Genomic DNA, 26,296 nt, shown 5'->3' with positions numbered 1-26,296 from the left:
TAAAGCTTTATTTATCAAGAGGTCTGATTATAGAAGCCCTGCCGCAATCGCGGCAGGGCAAGGATGACAAAGCCTAAACGGGCTGTGCGGCTTTGTCGATAAGGTATGGTACGTCGCTTAAATATAATGTGGTAGAAAAAAGAACGTTAGAGTCCGGTAGGCCCTGTAGGTCCAGTCGGCCCCGTAGGTCCGGTAGGTCCAATCGGTCCTTGTGGACCAGTGTCTCCTGTTGGTCCAATCGGGCCAGTAAATCCAAGGCCAAACGGTCCGGTAGGTCCAGTCGGCCCTGTTGGTCCAGCGGGTCCCGTAGCGCCTGTGTCGCCAATAGGTCCGACAGGCCCGATAGGTCCAGCAGGTCCGGTAAAGCCGGTGGCACCCGTAGACCCGACAGGTCCGGTAACACCTGTGTCACCCGTGGCGCCTGTAGGTCCGACAGGTCCAGTAGCACCTGTATCACCCGTGGCACCCGTAGGCCCGACAGGTCCGGTAACACCAGTGTCACCCGTGGCGCCCGTAGGCCCAACAGGTCCGGTAACACCGGTGTCGCCCGTGGCGCCCGTAGGCCCAACAGGTCCGGTAACACCGGTGTCGCCCGTGGCGCCCGTAGGCCCAACAGGTCCGGTAACACCAGTGTCACCCGTGGCACCCGTAGGCCCAACAGGTCCGGTAACACCAGTGTCACCCGTGGCACCCGTAGGTCCGACAGGTCCGCTAACGCCTGTAGCGCCTGTGGCACCCGCAGGCCCTGTAGCACCCGTAGGCCCGGCAGGTCCGGCTGGGCCCACAGCTCCAGCTGCACTTGCTTTAACAAGAGCAATAGAATCAATGGCTACATCAGCAGTGTTAGCCAAGGCATTTTTACTAATAACCAAAAAGGCAAAGGCTGCGTTGGCTGGAACAGGAGCTGTTACTTCATACAGGCTTTGCCATGTTCCGTTCACAGCGTCTGGCAATGTGCCTGCGCTCAAATAGGTAGTCAGCCCCGTGCTAAGGAAGCTAAAGGTTGCGTCATAGTAATACAGAAAAATGTTAACTTGAGGACTGGACAGGCTTCCTATTTTTGCAGCTGAGAGGCTTAATGTATAGCTTTCGCCTGGTGCAGCAAAAACGACCTGGGAAAGAGATGCATCTACTGCGCCTCCTGTCAGGATCGCACTATAAAAGTTTGTCTTTTTTACGGATAAGTTAGTGACGGTCACATTTGCAGCGTTCCAAAAAAGGGTAGATCCAGTCTCGAAGTCGCCGTTATTAACTAGATTGGTAAATAGTACGGTCATCGTTTTTTATACACTCCCTTCACACGTTGTAATGATAGTAGATGCGAATCCACGCCGTGGCGAACCGTACAAGTTTACGAGGGCAGATGCGCATTTCCATGTTCACATTTTAGACACATTATTTTAAGCTTCTATTTAAGTGACGTTAAGCTGGAGTTATATGTGGGGGGGTATCATTAGAGTTTAAAAGTGTAGCATGAGGCGAGGAGAGACCGTTTCGCGAAGGCTTTGGGCTTCCGATCGCTGGTGCTTCTCCAGCTCCAAACCCTCCGCTCCACTGCTACCCGCTACTCATGCAACATTTTAGGTGGGAGAGTAGTAGGATGAGAGCGCTCGCCCAAAGATTGATTTGGTCGTCCAAATCTATCGCTATGGAGTTTTTTTGATATGTGTGTGTAGTTCGATATGATTTGTCAATACGATAAAGGAAAGGGTGGAACATGTGCTCAAAGTACAGCAGGTGAGCAAGTGGTATGAGGGCAACCGGGGTGTACATAAGCTGGATTTTGAAATGCAGCGCGGTGAAATTGTTGGTTTCCTGGGGCCGAATGGTGCGGGTAAAACGACAACCATGCGCATGATTACAGGGTATCTTCAACCCAACGAGGGAGTGATTACGATTGATGGTATCCCGATTCAGGATAAGGGCAGACAAGCTCGTTCCAAAATCGGTTATCTGCCGGAGACGCCCCCTTTGTATGAGGATATGTCCGTAAGATCCTATTTAAAGTTTGTAGCTAGTATTCGGGATGTGCCTGCGAGAGAGCAGAAGCTGCGTATTTCAGAGATGATGTCCAGGCTGGGACTGAATGGGCGGGAAAAACAATTAGTCCGCAGTTTGTCCAAAGGGTATAAACAGCGCTTGGGACTGGCAGGTGCGATTATTCATAACCCGGATTTACTGGTGCTAGATGAACCGACCTCGGGTTTGGACCCCAATCAGATTTTGGAGATTCGTCAGCTCATTCAGGAGATTGGCGAAAATCATACGGTATTGCTTAGCACGCATATATTGCCTGAGGTGGATGCGTTATGCAATCGTGTTCTCATCATCCATGAAGGCAAACTGGTCATGGATGGGCGCCCTGACGCGCTCGGCGGTTCGATGGAAGATGGATTTAAGGTGAAGGTGGAGGTTAAAGGCAAGCGTGAGCAGGTGCTGGATGTCCTGCGTACTTGGGGAAAAGTAGAGGTTGAATCTATGGCGACCACGCTGCCTTCAGCGAACACGGAGCTAAGTGCCGCAGAGTCAGAACTGACCGGATTGCTACTCACAGGAGCCTCCGGTGAGGATTTTCGCGAAGAACTATTTTATGTGCTGTCTGATGCGAAGCTTCCGATTTTGGAGATGAAAAAAGAAAGCCTTAGCTTGGAAAATATCTTCCAGCAGTTAACGACACGCGAGACGGAAGAAGGTCAGGTCGACGATCCAGCAGTACAAGACCTACATTCCTCGAAGAATGCAGCCCCTACGGCTATCACGGTGGAGCATGGAGATGCTGCGTCCGGGGACGATAAGGCCGAAGAAGATAAGGATACAGGAGGTAATCGGTCATGAGGCGTTTGTTCGCGGTTTGTCAAAAAGAGCTGCAAGCCTATCTGTGGACACCAACGACCTATTTTGCGCTTGCAGTGTACATGCTGCTGACGGGGTTACTTTTTTATACCAATTTTGTTATGTATCAGCCAAGCATTCTGGACTATCGGCTGGTACTCGGTGACACCTTGTCCATGCTGGTGTTCGTCGTCCCATTGCTCACGATGAGGCTGGTTGCGGAGGAATTCAGGCAAGGTACGGATGAACTGCTGCTTACCTCACCTGTGAGTGTGACGGAAATGATCGTGGGTAAATTTTTAGCGTCGTTGGGCATGTTGCTCATATTAGTGCTGTGCAGTCTAGCGTATCCGGTCGTGATGTCCTTTTATGGGTCGCTGGATTGGACGCTGGTATTAACATCTGTGATTGGTCTGTTTATGCTTGGCGCAGCCATGATGGCGATCGGCTTATTCGCTTCGACGCTTTCACAGCATCAGATGATGTCGGCGGTCGTCAGTTTTATTATTTTACTTGTGTTCTGGATGCTGGATTCGTTTGGTGGACAGACGGGTGCATCTGCGGCGGTACAGCAATGGCTGGAACCTTTTTCACTAACCGCACGGTTTGACAGTTTCACCAAAGGATTGCTGAATGGAGCCGATGTGATGTACTACGTGACGGTGGCGGTACTCTTTTTGTTATTCAGCATCCAAGTGGTTGAACGGAAACGGTGGAGGTAATGTATATGAAAAAATGGCTGGGTCATACCAATAGTGTGGTACTATCGATTGCTGCTGTAGGGATTTTTATTTTATTGACGTTATTTCTGCGTTCGCTGGGTGGCTTTCAACTGGATCTGACGGCAGGGAAGCAGTATACGCTGTCTGACCAAACGTTGACGACCATCCAGGATGTAAAGGAAGACGTACGATTGATTGCCTTTACCGTATCCACCTCGCAAAATCAGAAGCTGAACCGGGATGTTACGGATATGCTGAATGAATACGCCAAGCGTAACAGCAAGCTCAAGGTCGAGCAATACGATCTGAATCAGGAACCGATACTGGCCAAGCAATATGGTGTTACTGCAGCGTCTATTGTGTTGGTGCAGGGGGAGAAGAAACGGGTTATAGATATTGGGAGTCTATTTACGCAAGCTCAGGGGAGTGGTGAAGGGGCATACCAATTTACGGGGGAAGAAAAGCTGACGAGTGGATTGTTGGGATTATCATCTACCCGTCAAGGAAAAGTGGCCTTTCTAACTGGACATGAGGAAATCCCATTGTCCCAAATGACTGAATTAAGTAGCTCACTGTCACAAGATAATGTGAAAACAGAGGAAGTTCAGCTCAATCAGGCGGGTAGTGTACCCAAAGATGCGTCTGTATTGGCTATTGTTGGACCAGAACGTGATATCAGTGCAACAGAACTGAAGAGTATTCGTACGTATCTGAATGGTGGCGGAAAGCTTTTTATGGCACTAGGCTTTCACCCGAACATGGGGTCCGATTGGAAAAACCTTGATGCATTAGCGGCTGATTATGGAGTGAAGGACACTCATGCCATCGTGGTGGATCAAGAACAGACGAATACACTTGGACCGCTATGGACGGTTCCTACCTTCGGCAGTCATGCGATCACCGATAAGTTGGCGGCTTCCAATCTGTACCCTGTTCTTTCATTGTCTATTGCTTTGCAGGCAGGAGAGCAGAAGGATTGGAAGACGACGCTTTTGATGAAATCTTCTGGAGCTAGCTATGGTGAAACGAATATCCAAGGTCTGCTGAACAACGAAACACAGAAGGATGACAAGGACCCGCAGGGGCCGCTGGATCTCGGTTATGCGGTAGAAGGGAAAGACGGCAAGCCCAAAGCCGTTATTCTCGGAACGTCTGCCCTCTTAAGCGACACTGAGATCGGCACAGGAGGCAATCGAGACTTTGTGCTGAACAGTCTGTATTATGTGCAGGAGCATTCTGATGGGCTCACTATTCGTCCTCGTCAGGAGCAGGATTATAAGGTAGCTTACTTGACTCCTGCACAAGCGAAAACGATATTGACCATATCTGTCATCGGATTGCCGTTGCTGTTCGCGGTCATCGGAATCTTATTATGGTGGAGGCGAAGAAGAGCATGAGAAAATGGATACCCACAGTGCTGCTGTTAGTTGTATTGGGAGCGGGGATAATCTATGCAAAGAGCCAAAACTTTTTTCATGAACAAGCGCCGGCTGCTCGTCAGCTGATTCAGCTTACGCAAGAGAATATTACGTCTTTCGCAATCACTGGAAAGGACGGCAAGTCGGTGGAACTTGAACAACATGATGGCCAATGGAGTATGAGCAAGCCACGGACTTACCCGCTAAACCAATATACAATAGACCATTGGCTAGCGGCGATTCAAAATGTAAAGTTGGGTGAAGTGGTGGAATCTTCCCCTACAGACGTAGCCAAATATGGGATCTCCGCTACCCATGATCAGATTGAGATTAAGACCAAGCAGGGTGACGTTCGTACCTTTGCTTTCGGTGAAACGTTGCCTTCCGGAGATGCTGTTTATGTATTATCAGACAAAAAAGAGATAGCTTCTGTACCTATAGATACTCTTTCAGGGTTATTGCTGGGTGCTGAAGATTTTATAGATACAACGCCGTTCGATTGGGACGATACCAAGCTGAGCGGAATAGAGTGGGAAGGCCAAAATGCTTCATGGATGCTCAAATCCTCCGGTAACAGCGGGACCGGAGACAGTGCCTCCACATCTTGGACGCTGAACGGAAAGTCAGTAGCCAGCGACACGGCGACTTCCCTCTCGCAGCAGATCAAAAACCTGGCCAGCAGTCAGGCCTTGCGCAAAGCCTCTGAGCTGAGCAAGCCTGTCCACCGCTTTACGCTAAGTGTATCGCTGGGTAAGGATGATTCCCAGCTGGTCTATCAGGGCTGGACGCTTAAAGATGATCCAGATACCGTATGGGTTGTACCGCCACAAAGTAACTGGGCTTATGGTCTGTCAGTATCTGACGTGAACCGTACTGAACAGAATGCCCACGACCAAGCTCAGGCTGGAAAATAACCATTAGTAATTAAATTAGCTGCACAAAGAGGCTCCAACGGCGGATGATCGTCGTCTGGAGCTTCTTTGTGTTTGTTATTCGTCAGGTTTGCTGCTTTTGGAAGAAGAGTTGTTAGTGTCGTTTAAATCTTGGATTACTTGAATCAGCTCATGAAGTGAGACGTCCAGCTTATCCAGCTTTTCCTCCATCGTGTGCAGGATGTGCCGCAACAAAATAAAACAAAGTCCAGCCGGAAAGCCTACGTTGGTAACCAGAGAAAGAGCATCATCCATTTGCAATGTATTCCCTCCTTTTTAGCCATATATAAAGGAAGGTAAATTAAACGAACCATATACAACCGATTGTAAAAATAGTATAATAAATAAGAACAAATGTTCTGTTTTTGGTTGTGAAATAGGTTTGGAAATTACCCTATAGTATGAGGATTAGAAAAAGTCAAATCCAAAGAGAAAGGGTGATTTACAATGGATCAGTCTCAGCTAACATTGGTAGAACAATATCGAAAGAAGCTGTACCGCATTGCCTGGAGAATCCAGTATCGTGCTCGGGTACAAACCAATCATGAATTTGTAATGGAAAAGAACGAATCCGTCAGTGGCCCATCTTTTACAGAATCTTCAAACTCTCATATGTACACATTACAGCTTATCAACTCTCTATCTTCTGAGATCGGAAAAATGATCATCTTTGACCTTTACATACTAGATAAAACCGAAGCACAGATTGCAAAAGAGTTAAAGCTATCCCAACAGGCGGTGAATAAATGGAAAAAGAAAATGCTGAAAGAGTTATTTCGGATGCTGAGTTCGTCCAATTGCTAAAATTAGTACAAAGTGGAGATCAGGAGGCCATGTATAGGATACTTCAATTGTTCGAGGAAGACATTCAAAAGACCAGTCGATATATTCGTATGTCCCGTGAAGATGCTGTCCAAAGCATTGTGACTGATTTTATAGAAGAACTGCGACAAGAGTTAAAGACAGTGAAAAGTGGACAATGGATATAGCCTTGGCTATCCTTATCCGTAGGTTTACTTATTTAACGGAGGGCTTATAAGTTTATGATTGATAACAGGGCTTCTTTTGAGAAAAGTATGAAGATGTACCCAGTCAACAGTATTCGTTCCAATGTCATCATTCTTGTTTTATTACTGTTAGATCTGTTTCTGGTTATCCCCTTAGTGGGAAATCCATACATTGCAGTTTACGTGTATGTACTGTTGCCACCGATTGTTTTGATAAACATTTGGGCTCTAGTACTGGTCATCATGCCACGCAAATTGCAATTGAATTACATTTTATTCCGTGGTGTATTTGGTTTGATTTGTTCTATGGGCTTCATGATCATGACACAAAAGTTTGCTTATGGCATGTTGGGTCTGGATACTTCATGGTATTTTATAGGTTCTTTTGCCCTTTATGGAGTCGCTTTGTATTACTTTATAAAATATAATTTGGCGAAATTCAAAGATCCTTCAAAACATAAGAAGAAACCAAAAGTTAAGAAAAAAAACAAGAGAGCGCCTCTAGTGACGATCACCACATTTACTGGGGCTGGTTATCTGATAGCGAATGTTTCCCTCGGATTTGCTACACAACAATTAGTTGCCACAGTATTGATCAGTGTATACTCCATGCTGGCATTTGTTCTTTTTCATTTTATTATGGATTTACACCGCTACTATTGGCTTCATAAGCTGAGGAATCAGACAACAGATTGAACACAATGAAAAAAAAGCCTGCAAATGCCCCAACTTAATAGGGATTCGCAGGCTTTTTAGGCTGTAGATTTATTTAGTCGACATACTTGTTGCCGTCTGCATCAATATAAATGGATTGAACAGCTGTACGGCGGTACGGATAACCTGCCTCTGTGGTGCCGCTAATTTCATAGGTTACAGAATAGATGCCGGGCTTGTCCGCTTTGGATAGCTCAATTTGCCCATTAGGTTTAACCGTTTTTTGCTGTGCCGTCAAACCTTTAGGTGCAGAAGTGACTCCTTGCTGCGGATCACCATAATATTGAACTTGGTAGGTGACTTGTGTCACGCTGTCCGGGGAATCCTGTGTTTTCAGGTTTAGCTTCGGACCCACTGCATTCAGATTGTATTTCAGTTCAGGAACTTGAACAGCCTGGTAACGTGCAATCAGGAGATACGCTCCTTGATCAGGAACTGTGACGTTCAGTTTATAGGTGCCCGGTTTTGGATTTTGAATGACGGCGTTATGATGCCAGGCACCAGCAAAAATATCGTCATCATAGCCTGCTTTCAGATTAATAATTTCACTAGTACCGTCAGGCTTGGTTAGTTCCAGCTGACTCACACGTTTATCGCTGATCCAGTCCAGATCAATGGATTTGACACCATTTTCAACAGTCAGGGTTTCTGAGGCTTGTCCATTATAATCGCCGCCTCGAATAAAGTATGAATTGTCGATCTCGCTATAGGTGGCTTGTACAGCAGAAGCAGTCAGGGAAGATGCTGAAAGTGATTCAGTTTCCTGATTCAATGCTGGAGTGTTTGCTTGGAGGTAGGGTTGGATCAGGGAGAAAACGTAGGAGCCAGTACGAACCTTGGCATGATCCCAAGATCCGACTTTAACTACACGTCCGCCGGGAAGCTTAGCGTTGTCGACTGTGACCACTCCATCATTCTTACCAAAGGATGAGAGGTAAAGTCCGCCCATTATGTAGGAAGCAGTGCCGCCAGACCAGTTATCACCAGCAAACGTGAAGAATGGAATTGTAGTCGCATTACTGAGTGCATCGGTCTTGGATCGGAAATACTTCATATAAGATGTTTGTAAAGTGGAGGTACCGGGATTTTGTGAGCCGACGATATCTGCCAGCCATCCGGCCCAGCTACTGTAGGCGAGATCTGCAAGTTGTGAGCCATGATGAGGACTGCTGAGGGTGATGACACGTTGTACATAGGGAGCGGCTCCGTTATATACGAGAGCGGTTTGAGTATCCACTCCACCTTTGCTGTGGGCGATAACGATAAGTTTTTTTCCAAAGTGATTACTGATGACCTTAATTTTGTCGGCCAGAAGCTTACCATTGTCCCACATATCTTGGGAGGTGCCATTTGTATCGTACAGATTAATGGTGGCTGTCTGGTATCCGGCGTCACGTGCACGCTGAAGCATATCGTTATTATTCTTGGTCCAGACTTCAGCACTACTGTTCAAACCATGTACGAACAAAAGTGCTGGCTTGGTAGGATCAACGCGATTAGGTGGTGGGCCTTCTACCCAGCTTCCAGCGGGATCTTTCGGGGGTTGGGGGGTAGTGGAACCTGCAAAAGCGCCGACGGGGACAAGAGTTATTGATAACAAAAAAATGAGCATTAAAACAGTGATCTTTTTCAAACTGAAAATCCTCCTTTGTAAAATAAAGTATTTTTCAAGCTTATTATACATGCCATCTTGTGGTAAATCATCAATTGTATTTCATATTTACATTAAAATTTTATTTTTTTAGTCATTTTTTAGTCAGGATATCCCCATGATCCATGGCGCATGATAATCTCGTCACACATTTTATATGTATGGAGGATGAGTTCATGCCAGGAACTAAGAAGGTCATTAGTTTGACGATTTCTGCTGCTTTACTTGCAAGCATGGCTACTTTGACAGGATGTGGGACTGCGAATCATAACGTCCGCACGAACGCTACCCGCTATAACGCACAAAGCACGCACCATATGGATGGAGTGAATCGTTATGGCTTGGATGGTGTGAACCGTAATGGTATGGATGGTGTGAACCGTAATGGTATGGATGGTGTGAATCGTTATGGGGTTAAGTCGAATGGTATGGACGGGATGTCATTGAATGAAAATGGCAACCGAACCGGACATCCAGTCCGTAATCTGCAAGTCGATCGCAATTTGTCCAAACGTATATCCGAGATGCCGGATGTAAAGTCTGCGACAGTGCTGGTCGGTGAACGACATGCCTATGTAGCCGTTTCCTTGAAAGACCAAGCCAACGGAACAGGTGTCGGTGCTCCAAGTATTGACGGTACTCCAAGTGCAAACAGTACTGGACGTAACGGGAATGTACCGAGTGTGAATGGCGTTAATGGCACTAGAGGAAACCGTACTACGGATACTACAACGCCTGGAATGACAGACAATGGAGTTACCGGGAATGGAACACCTGCGCGTCGTGATGACGGTTTATTTGGTACGATGGGTACAGGATCGTACGGTATGTTGCGTGGCTTAACGGACAACAACAATCGCACAGATAACGGAAACACCACAATCGAGGGAGCAAGAACTGCATATGAACCAAGTGATGCAGTCAAGAGCCGTATCGCGAATAAAGTGAAGCAATTTGCACCTTCGATTGAACAGGTACATGTATCCGCTAACCCGGACTTTGTCAAACAAGCCACTGACTTTACACACAGTGTGCAAAATGGTCATCCGATTAGAGGCTTGAGCAATGGTATGATGGATGTAATTGAACGTGTGTTCCCGACCTCGGCGGCTGATACAAACCGTCCAATGAATAATACAGCACCCACACGTCCACAAAATCATACCCCTGCCCCGATGAATCATCGCTAATTCAAACCCTATAATTGTGCAATGCCAAAGAAAGAGCTATCCATCTCAGCGAATACGCTGGTGGATAGCTCTTTAGTTTTGGGAGAATGATAACTATAATTGAATTATTTGCGCAATCCTTTAATCCATACGCCTTGCAGCTTTAAGTCTCCATCCAGTAACAGGATATCTGCTTGTTTACCTGCTTCAAGCGAACCTGTACGATCAGCAATGTGCAAGGATCGAGCCGGATTCAGGCTGGCCATTTGTGATGCCGCAGGAATACTCATACCCACGTGTTGAACCAAATAGCGGAAGCCTTCAATCATCGTTAGTGTGCTTCCGGCCAATGTGACGCCATCCTCCAGTCGTGCTACATCGCCCTGCACAATCACTGGCAAATCGCCGAGTGTATATTTCCCGTCTTCGAGACCAGTAGCAGACATGGCATCGGTGATGAGAATGAGATTATGATCCTGTTTTAACCTAGCGAGCAGGGAAATGGCGGCGGGATGCACATGAATGCCGTCCGCGATGATTTCTGCTTCAATGCGCGGATCAGCAAGTACGGCTCCGGCGGCTCCCGGCTTGCGATGATGCAACGGAGTCATCGCATTAAACGCATGCACCGCATGGTTCAGCCCTGCCGTCGCTGCCTGTTCAACCTCTTCATACGTAGCATCCGTATGACCGAGAGCTGCGGTAATGCCATGGCTGCGCAGCCATGCAATCAGTTCCAGCGCTCCTTCCCGTTCGGGCGCAAGCGTGAGCTGGCGAACAAGGCCCGGGTAGCGCTGCTCCCATTCTGCTACCCATGAGAGATTCGGTGGCACGATATGTTCCGGGTTTTGCGCTCCCGGCCACTTCGGACTGATGAACGGTCCTTCCAAATGTACGCCCTCCAGTTGCGCATAGGGCATAGGTAGTGCCATGTATGCGTGAACTTCACTCAATACCCGGTCAATCTGTTCCTTGGGCGCGGTCATCGTGGTAGCCAGCATAGCTGTCGTACCTTGTGAACCGTGAAAGGAGGTGATCGTATCCAGAACCCTCGGATCGGAGTCCATAAAGTCCTCACCGTTCCCGCCGTGAACATGAATATCAATAAAGCCTGGCAGCAGATAGCCTCCTTCCAAACGCACAATTTTGGCGGTTTTCGCTGCGCTTTCTTCCTGATTTGCGAAGACTAACGCTGTCCAATCGGCGGGCAAATTCGCTTCTGAACCAGCGTATACAATGGATTGCCCCTCAATGACGACAACCCCTTTTTCAATGATGTCATTCCCAACGACAACTTGCCCATACAGTAGCTGGGGTACGGTACCACTCATTTCATCTGACTTCAATTGAACCATTCTCCTGCCTCCTGATCTAATAAAATAAGTACGTTGGGATGGCATTGCAGCAGGGAAGCCGGACACGCTGTCGTGACGGGTCCAGTTAAAGCCTGCTTTATAATGTCAGCCTTATCCGCACCAAAAGCTACCAGTATAATTTGCTTCGCCTTAAGAATCGTGCCTACTCCCATCGTAACTGCTTGCCTGGGTACAGCATCTATTTCGCCAAAAAATCGAGCATTCGCCGAGCGCGTACTTTCTTTTAAATCTACAACATGTGTAGCTCCAGCCAAGCTGTGACCAGGTTCGTTAAAGCCGATATGTCCATTATGACCAATGCCAAGCAATTGCAGATCCACGGGGCCATGATCCAGAATAGCCTGCTCGTGCGCTGCACATTCTGCTGCCAGATCCAGTGCATTCCCGTCAGGGACACGTGTGTGGGATATCGGAATATCGATATGTTGGAACAAGTGCTCATTCATAAAGCTTCGATAGCTCTGCGGATGTTCTGGGGGAAGACCAACATACTCATCAAGATTCACGGAATAGGCGCGTGCAAAACTGACCTGTCCCTTGCGGTACATATCTGCAAGATGTCGGTAAATGCCAATCGGCGTACTACCGGTGGCCAGGCCAAGCATGGCCTGTGGTTTGGATTGCAGCAAGCTAGCGATCACAGCGGCGGCAGTAGCGTTCAGGTCTTCACGGCTGTTCAAAATGCGTATGTTCATCTTAGTGACCTCCCGGTTGTTTTTTGAGCTTGCTCACTTGTTGATATGAACCTTCCAATCTCGGAATATATTTGTCAAAATCCGCGCTCACCATACCTGTAAACAGAATATCTATGATATGAAGCTGGGCGATGCGGGAGGCCATATCCCCACGTCGCATTCCTTCCTCCAATGAGGAGGAAAATAGCGCAATATCCGCAAGGCCTGCCAGCGTGTTGTTTCCGAAGGAGGTCAGGGATAGTGTCTTGGCCCCTTGTTCCTTGGCGCAGCGTAGAGCCGCAATGGTCTCCTGGGTTTCTCCTGAATAAGAGACGGCAAAGGCGACATCTCCCACTCCGAGCGAGGAGGCAGAGGTAATCTGCATATGTGAATCTGCAAAGGCAGTGCTGTTCTTGCCAATACGGATGAGCTTCTGGTAAAAATCCTGCGCCACAATCGACGATGTCGCCATCCCATAGAGATCAATGCGGCTCGTGGCTGACAGCCATGCAATAGCCTGCTCCAGCTTGTCGTAATCCAGCAGTCGGGTCGTGTCTGCAATGGATGCGGTGTGGTTCGCCTGAATAGCTTGCACGATTCGGGGAAGTGAATTTCCGGCGACAATATCCTGATAGGATTCTTCACCATTACGGTTGGAATGGGACAACTCGGCGGCCAGCTTCATTTTGAAATCGGGATAGCCTTTAAAATGTAGTGATTTGCAAAACCGCGTAACGGTCGCTGCACTCACACCACAACGCTCTGACAGCTCCCGAATACCCAGATGTAACACATCTTCCGGGGATTGCAGGATGGATTCCGTCAGCTTGCGCTCCTGTACGGGAAGCAGCTCCAGTCTTTGGGCTAATGTATGAAGAATGGGGGACATGAGCTGTGCTCCTTTGGCTGTAGAGTATTTGCGTGAAAATAAATATCGTTTATAAGAATGATATTAAGAAAAACATTTTCACGTGTATTGTAAAATAATTCTGTCGCTCATGCAAGAGATGTGAGAAGAATTTTTATTAAATTTTGCGAAAAAATAGCCAGCGAAAATTGTAGAAGTTATCATACATTAATTTACATATTGCGAGTTTTACTTACAAAACAACCTATTGACTTGTCTCTTCATTGGAGGAGTATAATTGAATAAAGTTCCAGTGAAGGAATTTTTCTAGGAGCTTTCTTTGCAGAGGGCATCGTTGGGTGGAACGAACAGAATCTCATTCACAAGGAGGAGTTTGCTATGCAAAGCCAAGTGATTGAAATGATCAGCGCAGTCAAGGAAGATCCTGAACTGGTCGCAAAGCTGGATGGACATTCGGACATTATTCATGATGCGGGACTGGATTCGTTGCAGTTGGTTCATTTCATGCTGCAAGTGGAGGATGCATTTGATGTGGAGATTGATTTTGATTCCTTTGAACTGGAGCATTTGAGCTCGGTAGATGCGTTTTGCAGCTACATTCAGGGGATCAGCGATGCGGAACAAGCGCCGCATCTGGAGGGAATGGAGACGGTCTGACGTACAGCTAGGTACATGTGCCTGAAAATCCATTAAACGAGGTGTTAGCATGCAGCCCAAAAGCAATGTGCTGATTGATGAGAAAGCGTTCAAGCTCATCAAGCGTAACCTGAAAAACGCTTCTGTATCTTACCGTAACGCCACACAGGACCCTGCTTTCAAAACGGACATGCCCCAGACGATCGGCATTAAGCTGACTAACCGCTGCAACCTGAGATGTACCCACTGCTTTGAATGGAACGAGGAAGGCTACCATCACCAAATGGATAAAGAAGAACAAAACATGGATCTTGCTCCAGACATGCTCCGGCAAATTTTGAGCGAAACCAAGGAAGCCAAGTCCAGACTGTACATGTGGGGCGGCGAACCAATGTTTCATCGGCGTTTTGATGAAATTTTGGACGTGCTGGCGGAAGATCGGCGCGAAATGACCTTTTGTACAAATGGATTACTTATTGATAAATATTTGGACCGGATTTTGGATTTGTCCGAAAATCTGGAGTTATTAATAGCGATTGAAGGTTTTGAAAGAGAACACGACCTAATTCGCGGTAAAGGCACCTTTCAAAAAACAATGCGGCAGATGGATAAGCTGATTGAACTGCGCGACCAGGGATTGTACAAGGGACGGGTAACTGTCCATGCGGTCATTAACGATAACATGATCGGACGGATGTACGAATTTCTGCAAATGCTGGAGGACAAAAGGCTGGATCTGGTGCTGCTGACGTTCCCCTGGTACATTTCCAAAGAGACCTCCCTCAAAATGGATGAATATTTTACACGTAATTTTTCTTGGCTCCGACAACTCGAAGAAAAAAATATTAGTAGCTGGCATGCTTTCAAATATAAAATCAACCCGGATAACATCGATCCTCTGATGCAGGAACTACAGCGGATCAATGAGCGAGTATGGAACATTCGCGTGCGCTATCAGCCCGGTTTGGATTATGAGGAAATTGATAAATTTATACATGGTGAGGAAATGGTCAGCCGTTGTTCCAATCATTGTTTGGCGCTCACCTCCAGAACAGATATTTTACCAGACGGGAAGGTCATGCCTTGCAAATTTTTCAGTGAGTTCACGATTGGAAGCATGCGTGAGCACAGTCTGAAGGAGATATGGAACTCGGAAGCGTATGAGAAAACCCGTCAAAAGATTAATCATGAAGGATTGACTCCGGTGTGCTCCAAATGCAGCGTATTGTATCTGCACGGGGCAGGCTCTCTGAAATACATTTAGCTTTCTATGAATGTTGTTTGTTACTGGATGGAAGAGAGAGGGATGATGATAAGTCGTGACGACTAAAACAATTAACCTTGTGGAAGCGCTTGCGCATGAACGGGACCATGGAGTCCTGATTTGGCTGTTTAATATCGGTGCAGAGCAAGTATGGCATCCATCCCCCCGCAAGGGGGGCATGGTAGACCGGGATGAACAGCAGGTCGTAAATCGGATGGAGGAAATGAACCTTCTGCTATGTCGAAGTCAGGATGTCATTGTACTTCGGGAATATCCGGATGAGGCGTTTCTGGACATGCTTCAACGGTTGGGCTTTAGCCTGCCGCGTATTGAGGTGCCAGAGCCTTCTGATCCGCTAACGCCGATTTCAGAGCTGGTGCTGGCGGATGAGGCGCTTTTGGCACGACTGCGTACGGTTGCAGATGCAGGCCACAGCAGCAGTGGAGCCAAAGCGTGGCTCGTCCCCTATGCGGTCACACCGCAGGAGGAAGCGATTGCGGAGCTTTGCGGGCTAGAGTTGATTGGCGCTCCATCCGCGGTCAGTGCTCAGGTGAATGATAAAATATTCAGCCGCCTGACCGCGCAAAAGCTTGGTTTTGCTGTCAGCGAAGGCGCTGTATGTACAGACGAATCGGCGATCCGCAGGGAGTGTGCCAGACTGGCTGACTTATCGGATGGACCTGTGAAGCTGATTATCAAGCAGCCGCACGGTGCCTCGGGACAAGGCATGTATATGCTGGACGAGCTGTCCAAGCTGGACACGCTGCTGAGTGTGATGAGGCGCTTTGGCGGCTCGTCGCCATCATCCGGCGGCTGGCTGGTGGAGCGCTGGCACAATAAGCAGATGGATCTGAACTACCAGCTCTGCATTGACGAGGGCGGTGGTGTGACGATGTTTTCGCTAAAAAGGCAAAACGTGGATGGCACCGTGTATATCGGATCTCAAGTGCCGGCTGAGATTGGCGATGCGCTGGAGGAAGAAGTGAGACGCTGCGCCTATCAGCTGGGTACGTATCTCTATTCCATTGGGTATACGGGAATGGCCTCTATTGACGGTTTTGTTGACGAAGAAGGTTTGCTGGTTCCAGTCATTGAGATAAATGGTAGATTTACGTTGTCTACCTATATTTCGTTTTTGTCATCCGTCCTGGGAGAGCAGCACAAAACATTATCCCGTTATTATCGCAACGTTACCGCCACACCTCTCACCTACAGCCGCTTGTGCGGGCTGCTCGCTGAGGAGGGCTTGCTCTATACGCCCGAACGTCCAGAAGGGGTGTTTGTGTATACAGCGGGTACATTGTCTGGTATCCCTGTGAAGCGGGGCTATGTGAACCGGATTTTCACACTTATTTTGGCAGACAGCTGGCAGGAAGCTGATGCGTATGCGCACAAATTGGAAGGTATCATTGCTGGATTAGGATGCTCATAAATGGGAGGGAATCAAAAATGAAAACAGATGTATACCATGTAGTACCCTTGCTGGAAAAGATTTTGAAGCTGGCTCCGGGCGAGCTGGAACAGTTGACTCCGGATCAGGATTTGCGAACCTTGGGGCTGAATTCCTTATCCGCTGTGGAATTAATTGTAGAGTTGGAAAATGAGCTTGATATTACGATGGAGGACGACGATCTAGTGCTGGAGCATCTATCTACACTGCAAGGCATTGAGCGTCTGCTGAGCAAATATGCATAAGGGCGCCGAAAAGACAAGGTTGATGCAGGGATCCGATATGGAGACTCGTCAAAATTCCGTTGTGGACTATGGTACAGAAGAAGTGGCAAACGCTCTTCCAGGGAAGCATTGTGTATATTCTTCCCTGCGTACCTCATTGCGGAGGTACGGGGTGACCATGGCCGAATCCGAGCTATTCATGCTGTGTGGGAGTATGTGCGCAGAGTATGGTGGAGATTTGAAGCGCTTCGGGCCTGAGAAATATCCGGAGCAGCTTCAAGAAATGGCAGCCAGTGGTGGACCTGTTATTCGGGTGGAACCGTGGGTCGCTGGTGTCAGTGATGAAACCGACTTGTTGCGGGTACTTACATCGGGCTACGGTACCATGCTGCATACGTCAAGCACCGCTTTAACCTATCACGATGTATATGTGAAAAATTACCCAAGGGGCCACGTGATTGAGTTGTGCGGGTTGGACTTGCAAGAACGGACAGCACAGGTGAATGATAGCTTCCTGCTCGATTCCTCGGGACATGCCATGACTTATGTGGGCTCAGCCCGGCTCGACGATCTGATGCAGGGCATTATTGAGTATGCATGGCTGGTGGAGCAGCCTGCCCCGCTTTCGCCAAGTGAGATGCATGCTGCGTGTGCTCACCATATACGACAGTATTTGACTGGACACGAAGCCATCTGGAGAGGCGTACCTACGTCTAATGAGTCGGTCAGTCAAACAGGGAAAGCTGTAACAGGCAAGCAGGTCAAGCGGGGAGATGAGGGGTACCGGGCATTTGTTGATGACTTCCGTCTGTTGGCAGACATGGAGGATCAGGATTTTCGGACGTACTGTCATGAAATCTATTACAATCTGCGATTGGGCAGTGCTCTTCATTTGACGGATTATACAGCTGATTATTGCCTGCTGCACCAAGCCACGCTGGGGCCACAAACACAGCATGTAATTGAATTGGCACAGGGGCTGTACGCGGATTGGCACAAGCTTAATCTGCATATTTACAAAACAGGGCTTCAACTGCGCAAGCATCGGATGCCTGAGATTACGGAACGAGCTTTGCATTTAATTGAAAGACAGCGACATATGCTGGAGGAACTGATGATTTTAGCAGAGCAAGCAGCCGAGTAGTCCAAGCATTCGGTCGTATCAGACCGTTCATCCAGGTGTCCTGCACAGAGGAAAGAGGAGGGGGATTAATTGCCGTCCATTACATTAAACCAATTGTCGAAAACATTTACGTACTACAAAAAGGAGCCGGGCGTGCGCAAATCGTTGCAAAACTTGTTCAGGCGTGAGCAGCTGACCAAAGAGGCTGTGCAAAATGTCAGCTTTAGCATTGAGGAGGGGGAAATTGTCGGATTTCTCGGTCCAAACGGGGCAGGCAAAACAACGACGCTCAAAATGCTGTCTGGCATTCTCCATCCCACGGACGGGGAGGCATCGGTACTCGGCTTTACCCCGTGGAAACGACAAAAAGAGTTTAAACGTCAATTTTCCATTGTAATGGGACAGAAAAACCAGCTCTGGTGGGATTTGCCTGCAAGCGAGTCATTCGAGCTGAACAAGCTTATCTATGAAATCGATGAAAACCGTTATAAAGAGGCACTGGATGAACTGGTCACTTTGCTTGGGGTGGAGGAGCAGCTTCATGTGCAGGTTCGGCGGCTGTCTCTCGGTGAGCGTATGAAAATGGAACTGATCGCTGCGCTGCTGCATCGTCCACGGGTCATTTTGCTGGATGAGCCGACCATCGGACTGGACCTTGTTTCTCAGCGGCGGATTCGAGAGTTTTTCAAAGCCTATAACCGCACGCACCGGACGACCATCCTGCTGACAAGCCACTATATGAAGGATATTGAGGATTTGTGCAGTAGATCCATCATTATCAGCGGGGGCAGATTGGTCTATGACGGAGACTTACACAAGGTGAACGAGGTCATCGGTGCCCGTAAATTGCTCAAGGTTCGACTGGAGACCCCTGTATCCAACCTAACGTTGGCGAGCCTCGGCAAACTTCGCTCCAACTCGGAGCTGGAGGCGGTATTCGAGCTGGATGCAGAAGATACCTTGGCTTGGTCCAAAAAGATTTTGGACGCACTGCCTGTCGTTGATTTTACGATTGAGGACGTCCCGCTGGAAGAGGGGATAGCCAATTTGTATGATGGGGGCAGGCTGGCCGATGCGAAATAACAAATATGTGAAGGTACTCCAGCTCGGCATGCAAAATGAAATGGAGTATCGGGCTAATTATTGGCTCCAAATGGCGGGATTTATGCTGCCCATCATGACGCAAATTTTTCTCTGGCTAGCTGTATTTGGTTCTTCGGGACAAGCAAGAGTGCTGGGTTATTCTCTGCCAGAAATGCTAGTGTATGTGGTCATGGCGGGAGTCACTGGAAAACTGATTGCTACGGGCTTTGAATATGAAATTGCTACAGATATCAAGGAAGGTGGACTGGCAAAATTCATGGTACAGCCTGTGCATTATTTCGCTTACCGTTTTTGCCGGTTTATCGGAGGCAAAGTCATACAGTCCGCGGTCGTGCTGCTGGCGGCTGCTATTTTGCTGTTATGTCTTAGCCTGGAAGGACAAATCAGCTTCGGGCTATCGTACATCTTGCTTTACATATTGGCGTTGCCGGGAGCGCTTGTGCTTAATTTTGTGGTCTATTATGCGTTGAGCGGCATAGCCTTTTGGGTGACGGAATCGGCGGGACTATTTTATACGCTATCGCTTGTCATTTACGTAGCTAGCGGTACCGTGTTTCCGCTGACGATTTTTGGAGATGTTTTGGCCCGTCTGTTCAGTCTGCTACCGTTCAGCTACACCGTATTTTTTCCGGTGAATGCGTTGACGGGCAAGCTGACTGTACTGGAAGCCGCTAAAGGCATTGGCGTACAATGGCTCTGGATTGTAGCGCTGGCGGCCCTATCACGCTGGGTGTGGCAAGCCGGGGTCAAACGCTTTGTCTCGGTGGGGGGGTAACATGAAAAATGTTTTCCGAAACGTTAGGCGCTACATCAGACTGTACTGGAAGTTTGTCCAGTTTTCCGTCATGTCGCAGATGGAATACCGCATTAATTTTATAACTGCATTTCTGGTTGAAACGGCTTATTTACTCATCAAGCTGCTGTACGCATCGGTACCATACCGCGCCGGGACGGACATTAACGGCTGGTCTCCTGACGCCATATTGTTATATATCGGCGTGTTTACGATGATGAGCGGATTTTATAGTGGATTGTTCTACAGTAATTTTACAAGCCTGCCTGACAAAATTCGTACCGGCTCACTGGATGTGCTCATGACCAAACCCGTATCGCTGCAATTTATGGTGACACTGCGTCAATTTGAACTGGGCTATACCGTGCCAAATGTAATTGGCGGCGGAATTATGACGGGGATCGGCTGGTATCGACTCGGATTGCCGTTTAATTTTGAAACCGCAGGAGGGTTCTCTGTGCTGCTCGGATGCGGAGTGCTTACGGCATACTCCGTATTTTTGCTCCCCCAACTGCTGGCCTTCTGGATTATCCGCACGAACGGCGTTACGGAGCTGTCCAACAGCATTTTCGAGACAAACTATGTGCCGATGGCCGTGTACAGTAATCTGATTCAGCGTATCGGTTTGTTCGTGCTTCCGGTGTTTGTCATTTGTAATTTTCCGCCCATGTTCATTCTCGGCAAAATGGAACCCGGGTTGGTGGTATGGGCATTTCTCGCACCTCTCTGGCTGCTGGCGATCATCCGCCTGATATGGCAGTTTGCTCTACGTGATTATACGAGCGCGAGTCAGTAGCGCTACCGTGTAGTGGGCCAATAATGAAGCAGGAAAGGAAGCGAATCATATGAATGCGATACCGAATCAGCGTCATTTGTATATGGGAACATTCGAAGCGGAGGCTTACTGGCGGGATGCCCAGTTAGCTTCCCTGCCAGCCCTGCCTGACCGGGCTTCTTCAGCGATTGTAGCAGCCATGGATGAACTGCTGTTCAGCTTTTGCCAGCCGGGAGATGCGTTATTGACCCGTTATGCCATTTCGCCCGTACATCGTCAGTATATCGCGCAGTTGGGCTTTCATCCGGCTGTCAACGAACGGGATTTGACCGATGGCATGGAGCGTGCAGGCAATGTATCGACCGCTTCCGTATTTGAACTGCTGGGTAGTCGCAAGGCCGATGCCGGAGAGGGATTTCCTCAACTGGAAGGCTGTGTGCTTAGCCCGTTTGCGGGTTTACCGCATGTGGAGGAGGCTGCACGTGCTTGGGGAATAACACTACATCAGCCACCGCTGGAAACGATTCGCAAGGTAAATGCCAAAACGTATTCCTCTGATCTGAAACGCAGCCTTGGTCTGCGCAACCCGGGTTATATTGTGACTTCGTTTGCAGATGTCGCTGAGGCGGGGCGTAAGCTGCTGCGGGATGGAAGCTTTTTAATCAAGGATGATTTTGGCGTATCGGGCAAAGGAAACCTGCACATTACCTCGACACAAATGCTGGACCGGATCGTGTCGTATTTACGTGGACAGGAGCGCAAAGGCAAACAGGTGCTTTTCCTTTTGGAGCCTTTCCAGGAGAAAGAGCAGGATTTTTCATGCCAATTTACGATTGGTGATAATGGAAGTGTCGATATCATATCTGTACAATGGCTGGCTAACACACAATTCTCCTATCGGGAATCCTTGTCGCCGGACGGGGCTTTTTTGGAGCGACTGGAGCGCGAGGGCTATTTTAGCTTAATGCAGGACGTGGGGCGGCAATTGTATCAGGATGGTTATTACGGCGATGTTTGCATTGATTCCATGACACTTCGTGGTGGGAAGCTGGAGCCTATTATCGAAATTAATGCCAGAAAGTCGATGAGCTTGATCAAGCATCAGCTTGATACTTTTCTGGCCGGAAAAAATATGCGTGGCACGCTGACGAATTATTCACTGTCCCATGATGGCAGTCTATCCTATGAAGAACTGCTGGAGGGGCTGAAAGGTGAAGGATTGCTGTTCACAGGTGAACGTGAAGAAGGTGTCATGCCTCTGGGTGCCAATACGTTATATGTGAACACAGGTGGACGAGATGGCGAGAACAAGATTGTGGGCCATACAAGCACGCCAAGCAGAAATGCAACCGGGCGCGGAGGCAGATCGCCTGCCAAGCAGGTTCGTGTGAGCGGAATTGGGGCCAGCGGTGGCGGATCAGAAGGGATTGGCACGGCTAAGCCGGACTTGAATGGTGAAAAAGAAACCGCTGGAAGCGAACGGGCACGAGGCAAGGGGCGCCTTTATTTGGAACTGGTTGCCGCGAGCGATGAGGAAAAAATGCGATTGACTACAAAGCTGGAGCGTTTTTTGGCAGAGCATCATTTTACAGTGCTGAATTAAACGGGAGGCGTATGAGCATGCGTAGGAGTACCGATAAGCTTATGAAGGTAACGATTTTATGTTCCGGTTTCGGATTGGGCTTTTATACCCCTGGCTTGTTGTTGCAAGCGGGTCTTCGCAGGCTGGGCATGGATACGGCGATTCATGTATTTGAAAATGTACTGCCGGAATCGGCTCGTCTTAAGGTCGACAAAAGCCGCAAAGCTTACCATGACAATTTTGCGGTGGCCTTAATGTCGCAGAAGGTTCCGCAGGATATGCGTAATTCACTGGATCTCGCTGCGATGGAAGTGCTGTTGAACCAATGGATGGAGGAGGATCGGCGGTATTTTATATGCTTATCCGGTCATTGGATGTATGTGTTGGAAGAGTATCGCAAGCGCAGAGAACCTGAATCGGTGCATGTGGACATCGTGTACATGGATTCGACGCCTTCCCCATCTTGGAAGAATCTAGCCAAGCATAATCCGCATTTTGCAGATGGCTGTGGAGAAACGACCTTTTTTGAAAATGATAACAATAGAGTCAGCTACTATATTGATATTCCGGCTGTGGAGTATGTTCCGTTTGAAGAACGGCAATCCCGCTTATTCGTACATGGCGGCGGTTGGGGGATGGGCACCTACCGTGACAAGGTTGGACGGTTAGAAGAAGCGGGCTGGGAGCTGGATCTGCTGTTGTATGATCAGGATCAACCGGATGAACAGCGGGACAGTATACGCTATTTTCAGATGGATCCGCAGTGGAGGACATGGCAGCGTAATGAAGCCGGGGAGCATACATTTCCGCCTTTCGGAGAGGTGAAAAAGGGCGAGAAGACCGTGTATCAGGTCGGACCGGATTACCATAGCATGCTGGACCAAGCCTGTCATGTCCAGGCCATTGTCAGCAAGCCAGGAGGTGGCAGCCTAACCGATTCGTTTGCTACAGCCACTCCACTCATTATGCTGGAGCCATTTGGTGTACATGAAAAGCATAATGCCGATCTATGGGAACGACTGGGGCTCGGTATGCGGTACGATACGTGGATACAAACCTATGACGGTAGTGCTCAGATACTGGAGGATATGCATCGCAGGATCGTAGAGCTGCGCAGTCGAACGCCGCGTTATATAGAGTCCTATGTGAATAGCATCCAAATGTTAGCAGGCTCACCGGGAATGGAGCAGGGGTCATGAACGCTGCGGCGGCTGCGCGAGAGCCTGCGATGCGAGATATTCGCTTTGGGATCATTGGCTGTTCTGCCATTGCTCCCCGTGCGTTGCTGGAACCGATCCGACATGTTGCAGGGGCACGCGTGACCGCGCTTGCGAACCGGACGGTTGCCAAGGCAGGAGAAATGGCAGATCGTTTTGGCGTCAGTGTCGTTTATCGGCATGCTGAGGATATGCTAAAGGACCCGGAGATCGACGCTGTATATATTGCACTCAGCAACGACTTGCATGCCGAGTGGATTGGCAAAGCACTACGGGCCCATAAGCATGTGCTGGTGGAAAAGCCGTTATGCCTGAATACGGCTGATCTGGCACCCTTGGCAGCTATAGTCGAGCAGAGTAACGTTCACCTGCTGGAGGGTGTCATGGTGCAGCACCATCCGTGGCAGCGTGAGCTGCGGAGGATCGTAGAATCGGGGCGTTATGGTCGTTTATGCTCCATAGAGACGAGTTTATGTATTCCGGCAAAAGAAGGGCATGCGGACAATTACAGATCCCGTCCGGAGCAGGGTGGGGGATGTTTTTGGGATTTAGGCGTGTACTGGCTCCAATTGCTCCAGGCCGTCGTTGGATTAGATCAGGCGGAATTCCACAGTCAATCGGATTTCGATGGTCCGCATGGTTGTGACTGGACATTTCGTGCGCAAGCCCGTTATCCGAGTGGATTGGAGGCATCTGCCCTCTTTTCATTCGAGCGCCCTTATCGCTGTGCTCATGTACTGACCTTTGATTCGGCAGTAGTCACTTTAAAGGACTGCTTTCGAGCAAATTTAGGCTTTTATAAAATGACACTCAAGACGGAGATCAAAAAGAATATCGCGTCAAATATAACGGATGCGGACGCACTGCCTGTGTTATCACAGACATCTTCGCATACCAAAACGGTTTTCGAGCCTATGAACTATTATGTCAATCAGTTGAATACCTTTTGCGGTATCATCCGGGGAGAAGCGGAGCCCATACCATTTCGCGAGGCTGCGGAACGCGTCAGACTGCTGGCAGCCATTCATGAAGCAGCACGCTCGGGCGAGACGATCTATGCAGTATGAGCATGATTGTGTTTTCGAGCGGTGGGAAGCGAATGATGCAAAATACGGAGTATCAAGGCAAAGAGAGGAGGGGAATTCAGTAGATGGATAAAAAGGACGAAGCCTTACTGGAACGATTCGGCGAGCATCCGACGCCATTTTACTATTATGACGGGGACGCGCTGCATGCTCATGTCAGCTCGTTGCTGTCCCGATTGCACCCGGCTGTGCGTGTACATTACGCGCTCAAGGCTAATGGTAACGTAGCCTTGGCTGGGTTGCTGCGCTCGTTAGGTTGTGGTGTTGAGATTGCTTCGGCCGGAGAAATGTTCGTCGCTATGGAGGCCGGGTATGCTGCGGAAGACGTGCTGTACGCCGGACCGGGAAAAACAGTAGCCGAGCTGAACGAGGCGATAGCCTATGGAATCGGCTGTATTCATGTCGAATCGGTGAGGGAGCTGCGTCTGCTGGAGGACATTGCGGCCCAAGCGGGCCAGCTTGTCAGGGCAGCGGTTCGCATCAATCCTGATAACGATCTGTCTGGAGCAACGATTAAGATGGGCGGCGTTCCGCGCCCCTTTGGAGTAGATGAAGGACAGCTGGATCACTTTTTTAAGGTGCTGGAAGATTGCCCACACGTCCATTTTCAAGGTATTCAGGTATATACAGGTACGCAAATGTTGAAATCGGATCAGATTTTAGCTTCATTTGCGAATACGCTGCAGTTGGCAGAACGGGTACAGGCTCAGTATGGTGTGGCAATGCATACGGTCAATTTGGGCGGCGGGTTTGGCGTACCTTATTTTGCTCATGAGGAGCCGCTCGATATGGATCACGTCATTGACGGACTGAACGCACTCGCGGAGCAGACCCGAACCCGCATGCCCGGGGTTAAGCTAATCATCGAAAGCGGCAGGTATCTGGTTGCTCAATCGGGCATGTATGTCTGCCGAGCATTGTATACAAAGGAATCCAAGGGAGAGAAGTTTGTCGTGGCTGATGGTGGCATGAATCACTACGCCGCAGCTACTTTTCGAGGACGCCGCATTAGGGACAACTACCCGGTACGAATTATGCGCAGGCAAGTGGGAGAATCGAAAGAACCCAAAGAACGAGAGTTGGAAGCAACCCTACGGATGGGGCAGAGAGACGTTTCTGCTCAAACGGCTGTTGCTGTCGAACAATCATTAGAAGAGATTGCAAGCCGAACAGGAGGGCCTTTGGAAGAAGCATCCATGGAGCTGGAGACGGTAAGCATTGTCGGTCCACTTTGTACACCCGAGGATTGTATTGTGAAAAAAGCGCAGCTTCCTCCGATTCACGAGGGCGATTATATTGCTTTTCCGAATGCAGGAGCCTATGGATTAAGCTATAGTCCACTACAATTTCTGGGACATGCTACCCCGGCGGAGCTGCTCGATTTTCGTGGGGAGGTACATGTCATTCGTGAACACGGTGACCGTACGGACCTGCTGCGTCATCAGCGCATGATTCCGTTGCCTGAGGATGTGATATAAGTGGGCATTTTGCATAAATCCCAAGAGCGTTTTTAAATCAGCAATATATAGATCGAAACGCTTTAGTTCGTCTATATATTGTACTTACGAGCGTTGGGAATCGAATGATGCAAAATGCTGAAGTATATAAAAAAAACGCCAAACTCATGGGAACCGATACAAATCGGACCTGTGATTTGGCGTTTTTTTACATGATGAGTAG

At 48.7% G+C, this 26,296-nt stretch carries 26 protein-coding genes; 20 read left to right on the top strand and 6 right to left on the bottom strand.

Annotated elements, in window-relative coordinates:
• Positions 1-146: 146 nt before the first annotated feature.
• Complete coding sequence (locus MHH57_RS19740) at positions 147-1,277, bottom strand: NTTRR-F1 domain (RefSeq protein WP_342434436.1); 1,131 nt, start codon at positions 1,275-1,277, stop codon at positions 147-149.
• Between the two features lie 442 nt (positions 1,278-1,719).
• On the opposite strand from MHH57_RS19740, the gene MHH57_RS19735 reads away from it, so the two are divergent.
• The 4 genes from MHH57_RS19735 to MHH57_RS19720 are packed head-to-tail and all read left to right on the top strand — an operon-like array spanning position 1,720 to position 5,886.
• Positions 1,720-2,835, top strand: a complete 1,116-nt coding sequence (locus tag MHH57_RS19735; protein ID WP_342434435.1) for an ATP-binding cassette domain-containing protein — start codon at positions 1,720-1,722, stop codon at positions 2,833-2,835.
• Positions 2,832-3,554 carry an ABC transporter permease gene (locus MHH57_RS19730; protein WP_029518315.1) on the top strand — a complete coding sequence of 241 codons (723 nt, stop codon included), beginning with the start codon at positions 2,832-2,834 and terminating at the stop codon, positions 3,552-3,554. The genes MHH57_RS19735 and MHH57_RS19730 overlap by 4 nt, the downstream gene beginning before the upstream one ends.
• A gap of 5 nt (positions 3,555-3,559) precedes the next feature.
• The gene (locus MHH57_RS19725; RefSeq protein ID WP_342434434.1) at positions 3,560-4,951 is read left to right on the top strand and encodes a GldG family protein; all 1,392 of its coding nucleotides are present in this window, start codon (positions 3,560-3,562) and stop codon (positions 4,949-4,951) included.
• A complete protein-coding gene (locus tag MHH57_RS19720; RefSeq protein WP_165148670.1) occupies positions 4,948-5,886 on the top strand; it encodes a DUF4340 domain-containing protein in 939 nt (312 codons plus the stop codon). Before MHH57_RS19725 ends, MHH57_RS19720 begins: the two co-directional genes overlap by 4 nt.
• A gap of 75 nt (positions 5,887-5,961) precedes the next feature.
• On the opposite strand, the gene MHH57_RS19715 is transcribed toward MHH57_RS19720, so the two are convergent.
• Positions 5,962-6,165, bottom strand: a complete 204-nt coding sequence (locus tag MHH57_RS19715; protein WP_029518318.1) for a hypothetical protein — start codon at positions 6,163-6,165, stop codon at positions 5,962-5,964.
• 186 nt (positions 6,166-6,351) lie between these two features.
• On the opposite strand from MHH57_RS19715, the gene MHH57_RS19710 reads away from it, so the two are divergent.
• The 3 genes from MHH57_RS19710 to MHH57_RS19700 are packed head-to-tail and all read left to right on the top strand — an operon-like array spanning position 6,352 to position 7,607.
• Positions 6,352-6,708 (top strand): sigma-70 family RNA polymerase sigma factor, encoded by a 357-nt coding sequence (locus MHH57_RS19710; RefSeq protein WP_341071210.1) that lies wholly within the window; start codon positions 6,352-6,354, stop codon positions 6,706-6,708.
• Between the two features lie 29 nt (positions 6,709-6,737).
• Positions 6,738-6,893, top strand: a complete 156-nt coding sequence (locus MHH57_RS19705; protein WP_230585106.1) for a hypothetical protein — start codon at positions 6,738-6,740, stop codon at positions 6,891-6,893.
• Positions 6,894-6,947: 54 nt separating this feature from the next.
• Positions 6,948-7,607 carry a hypothetical protein gene (locus tag MHH57_RS19700; RefSeq protein ID WP_340933027.1) on the top strand — a complete coding sequence of 220 codons (660 nt, stop codon included), beginning with the start codon at positions 6,948-6,950 and terminating at the stop codon, positions 7,605-7,607.
• Positions 7,608-7,680: 73 nt separating this feature from the next.
• Here the strand turns inward: MHH57_RS19700 and MHH57_RS19695 are convergent, their stop codons facing one another.
• Positions 7,681-9,258 carry an alpha/beta fold hydrolase gene (locus tag MHH57_RS19695; protein ID WP_341071209.1) on the bottom strand — a complete coding sequence of 526 codons (1,578 nt, stop codon included), beginning with the start codon at positions 9,256-9,258 and terminating at the stop codon, positions 7,681-7,683.
• Between the two features lie 194 nt (positions 9,259-9,452).
• Here MHH57_RS19695 and MHH57_RS19690 point away from each other — a divergent pair, with 194 nt between their 5' ends.
• On the top strand, positions 9,453-10,466 hold the full coding sequence (locus MHH57_RS19690; RefSeq protein ID WP_039272635.1) for a YhcN/YlaJ family sporulation lipoprotein: 1,014 nt from the start codon (positions 9,453-9,455) through the stop codon (positions 10,464-10,466).
• Between the two features lie 104 nt (positions 10,467-10,570).
• Here the strand turns inward: MHH57_RS19690 and nagA are convergent, their stop codons facing one another.
• Genes nagA through MHH57_RS19675 form a run of 3 tightly spaced genes read right to left on the bottom strand, consistent with a single transcriptional unit; the run spans position 10,571 to position 13,384 of the window.
• Complete coding sequence (nagA, locus tag MHH57_RS19685; RefSeq protein WP_081317555.1) at positions 10,571-11,791, bottom strand: N-acetylglucosamine-6-phosphate deacetylase; 1,221 nt, start codon at positions 11,789-11,791, stop codon at positions 10,571-10,573.
• Positions 11,788-12,516, bottom strand: a complete 729-nt coding sequence (gene nagB / locus MHH57_RS19680; RefSeq protein ID WP_340956678.1) for a glucosamine-6-phosphate deaminase — start codon at positions 12,514-12,516, stop codon at positions 11,788-11,790. The genes nagA and nagB overlap by 4 nt, the downstream gene beginning before the upstream one ends.
• 1 nt (position 12,517) lies before the next feature.
• Positions 12,518-13,384 (bottom strand): MurR/RpiR family transcriptional regulator, encoded by an 867-nt coding sequence (locus MHH57_RS19675; RefSeq protein WP_069011015.1) that lies wholly within the window; start codon positions 13,382-13,384, stop codon positions 12,518-12,520.
• 357 nt (positions 13,385-13,741) lie between these two features.
• Here MHH57_RS19675 and MHH57_RS19670 point away from each other — a divergent pair, with 357 nt between their 5' ends.
• The 12 genes from MHH57_RS19670 to MHH57_RS19615 all read left to right on the top strand — a co-directional run bounded on the left by MHH57_RS19670 (position 13,742) and on the right by MHH57_RS19615 (position 26,094).
• Positions 13,742-14,020: a phosphopantetheine-binding protein gene (locus MHH57_RS19670; RefSeq protein WP_013311713.1), complete on the top strand. Its 279-nt coding sequence runs from the start codon at positions 13,742-13,744 to the stop codon at positions 14,018-14,020.
• Positions 14,021-14,069: 49 nt separating this feature from the next.
• On the top strand, positions 14,070-15,263 hold the full coding sequence (locus MHH57_RS19665) for a radical SAM protein (protein WP_069011016.1): 1,194 nt from the start codon (positions 14,070-14,072) through the stop codon (positions 15,261-15,263).
• A gap of 55 nt (positions 15,264-15,318) precedes the next feature.
• A complete protein-coding gene (locus MHH57_RS19660) occupies positions 15,319-16,695 on the top strand; it encodes a peptide ligase PGM1-related protein (RefSeq protein WP_029518327.1) in 1,377 nt (458 codons plus the stop codon).
• 17 nt (positions 16,696-16,712) lie between these two features.
• Positions 16,713-16,958, top strand: coding sequence for an acyl carrier protein (locus MHH57_RS19655; RefSeq protein ID WP_029518328.1), 246 nt, complete (start codon positions 16,713-16,715; stop codon positions 16,956-16,958).
• Between the two features lie 37 nt (positions 16,959-16,995).
• Positions 16,996-18,081: a hypothetical protein gene (locus MHH57_RS19650; protein ID WP_245249076.1), complete on the top strand. Its 1,086-nt coding sequence runs from the start codon at positions 16,996-16,998 to the stop codon at positions 18,079-18,081.
• Between the two features lie 69 nt (positions 18,082-18,150).
• Entirely contained in the window at positions 18,151-19,143 is a 993-nt protein-coding gene (locus tag MHH57_RS19645) for an ATP-binding cassette domain-containing protein (protein WP_029518330.1), read from the top strand.
• The gene (locus tag MHH57_RS19640; protein WP_029518331.1) at positions 19,133-19,939 is read left to right on the top strand and encodes an ABC-2 family transporter protein; all 807 of its coding nucleotides are present in this window, start codon (positions 19,133-19,135) and stop codon (positions 19,937-19,939) included. Before MHH57_RS19645 ends, MHH57_RS19640 begins: the two co-directional genes overlap by 11 nt.
• A 1-nt stretch (position 19,940) precedes the next feature.
• Positions 19,941-20,753: an ABC-2 family transporter protein gene (locus tag MHH57_RS19635; RefSeq protein WP_029518332.1), complete on the top strand. Its 813-nt coding sequence runs from the start codon at positions 19,941-19,943 to the stop codon at positions 20,751-20,753.
• Positions 20,754-20,802: 49 nt separating this feature from the next.
• Positions 20,803-22,335, top strand: coding sequence for a hypothetical protein (locus MHH57_RS19630; RefSeq protein WP_342425179.1), 1,533 nt, complete (start codon positions 20,803-20,805; stop codon positions 22,333-22,335).
• 17 nt (positions 22,336-22,352) lie between these two features.
• Positions 22,353-23,513 (top strand): hypothetical protein, encoded by a 1,161-nt coding sequence (locus tag MHH57_RS19625; RefSeq protein ID WP_029518334.1) that lies wholly within the window; start codon positions 22,353-22,355, stop codon positions 23,511-23,513.
• Positions 23,510-24,598, top strand: a complete 1,089-nt coding sequence (locus tag MHH57_RS19620) for a Gfo/Idh/MocA family oxidoreductase (protein WP_342434433.1) — start codon at positions 23,510-23,512, stop codon at positions 24,596-24,598. The genes MHH57_RS19625 and MHH57_RS19620 overlap by 4 nt, the downstream gene beginning before the upstream one ends.
• Before the next feature lie 83 nt (positions 24,599-24,681).
• Positions 24,682-26,094: an alanine racemase gene (locus MHH57_RS19615; RefSeq protein WP_165148688.1), complete on the top strand. Its 1,413-nt coding sequence runs from the start codon at positions 24,682-24,684 to the stop codon at positions 26,092-26,094.
• Positions 26,095-26,296: the final 202 nt, after the last annotated feature.

The organism is Paenibacillus sp. FSL H7-0442 (assembly GCF_038593105.1).
In the GTDB taxonomy this organism is placed as follows: domain Bacteria; phylum Bacillota; class Bacilli; order Paenibacillales; family Paenibacillaceae; genus Paenibacillus; species Paenibacillus polymyxa_D.
Note: the sequence above shows the minus strand (reverse complement) of the source record. Positions and strands in the feature narration are given on the sequence as shown.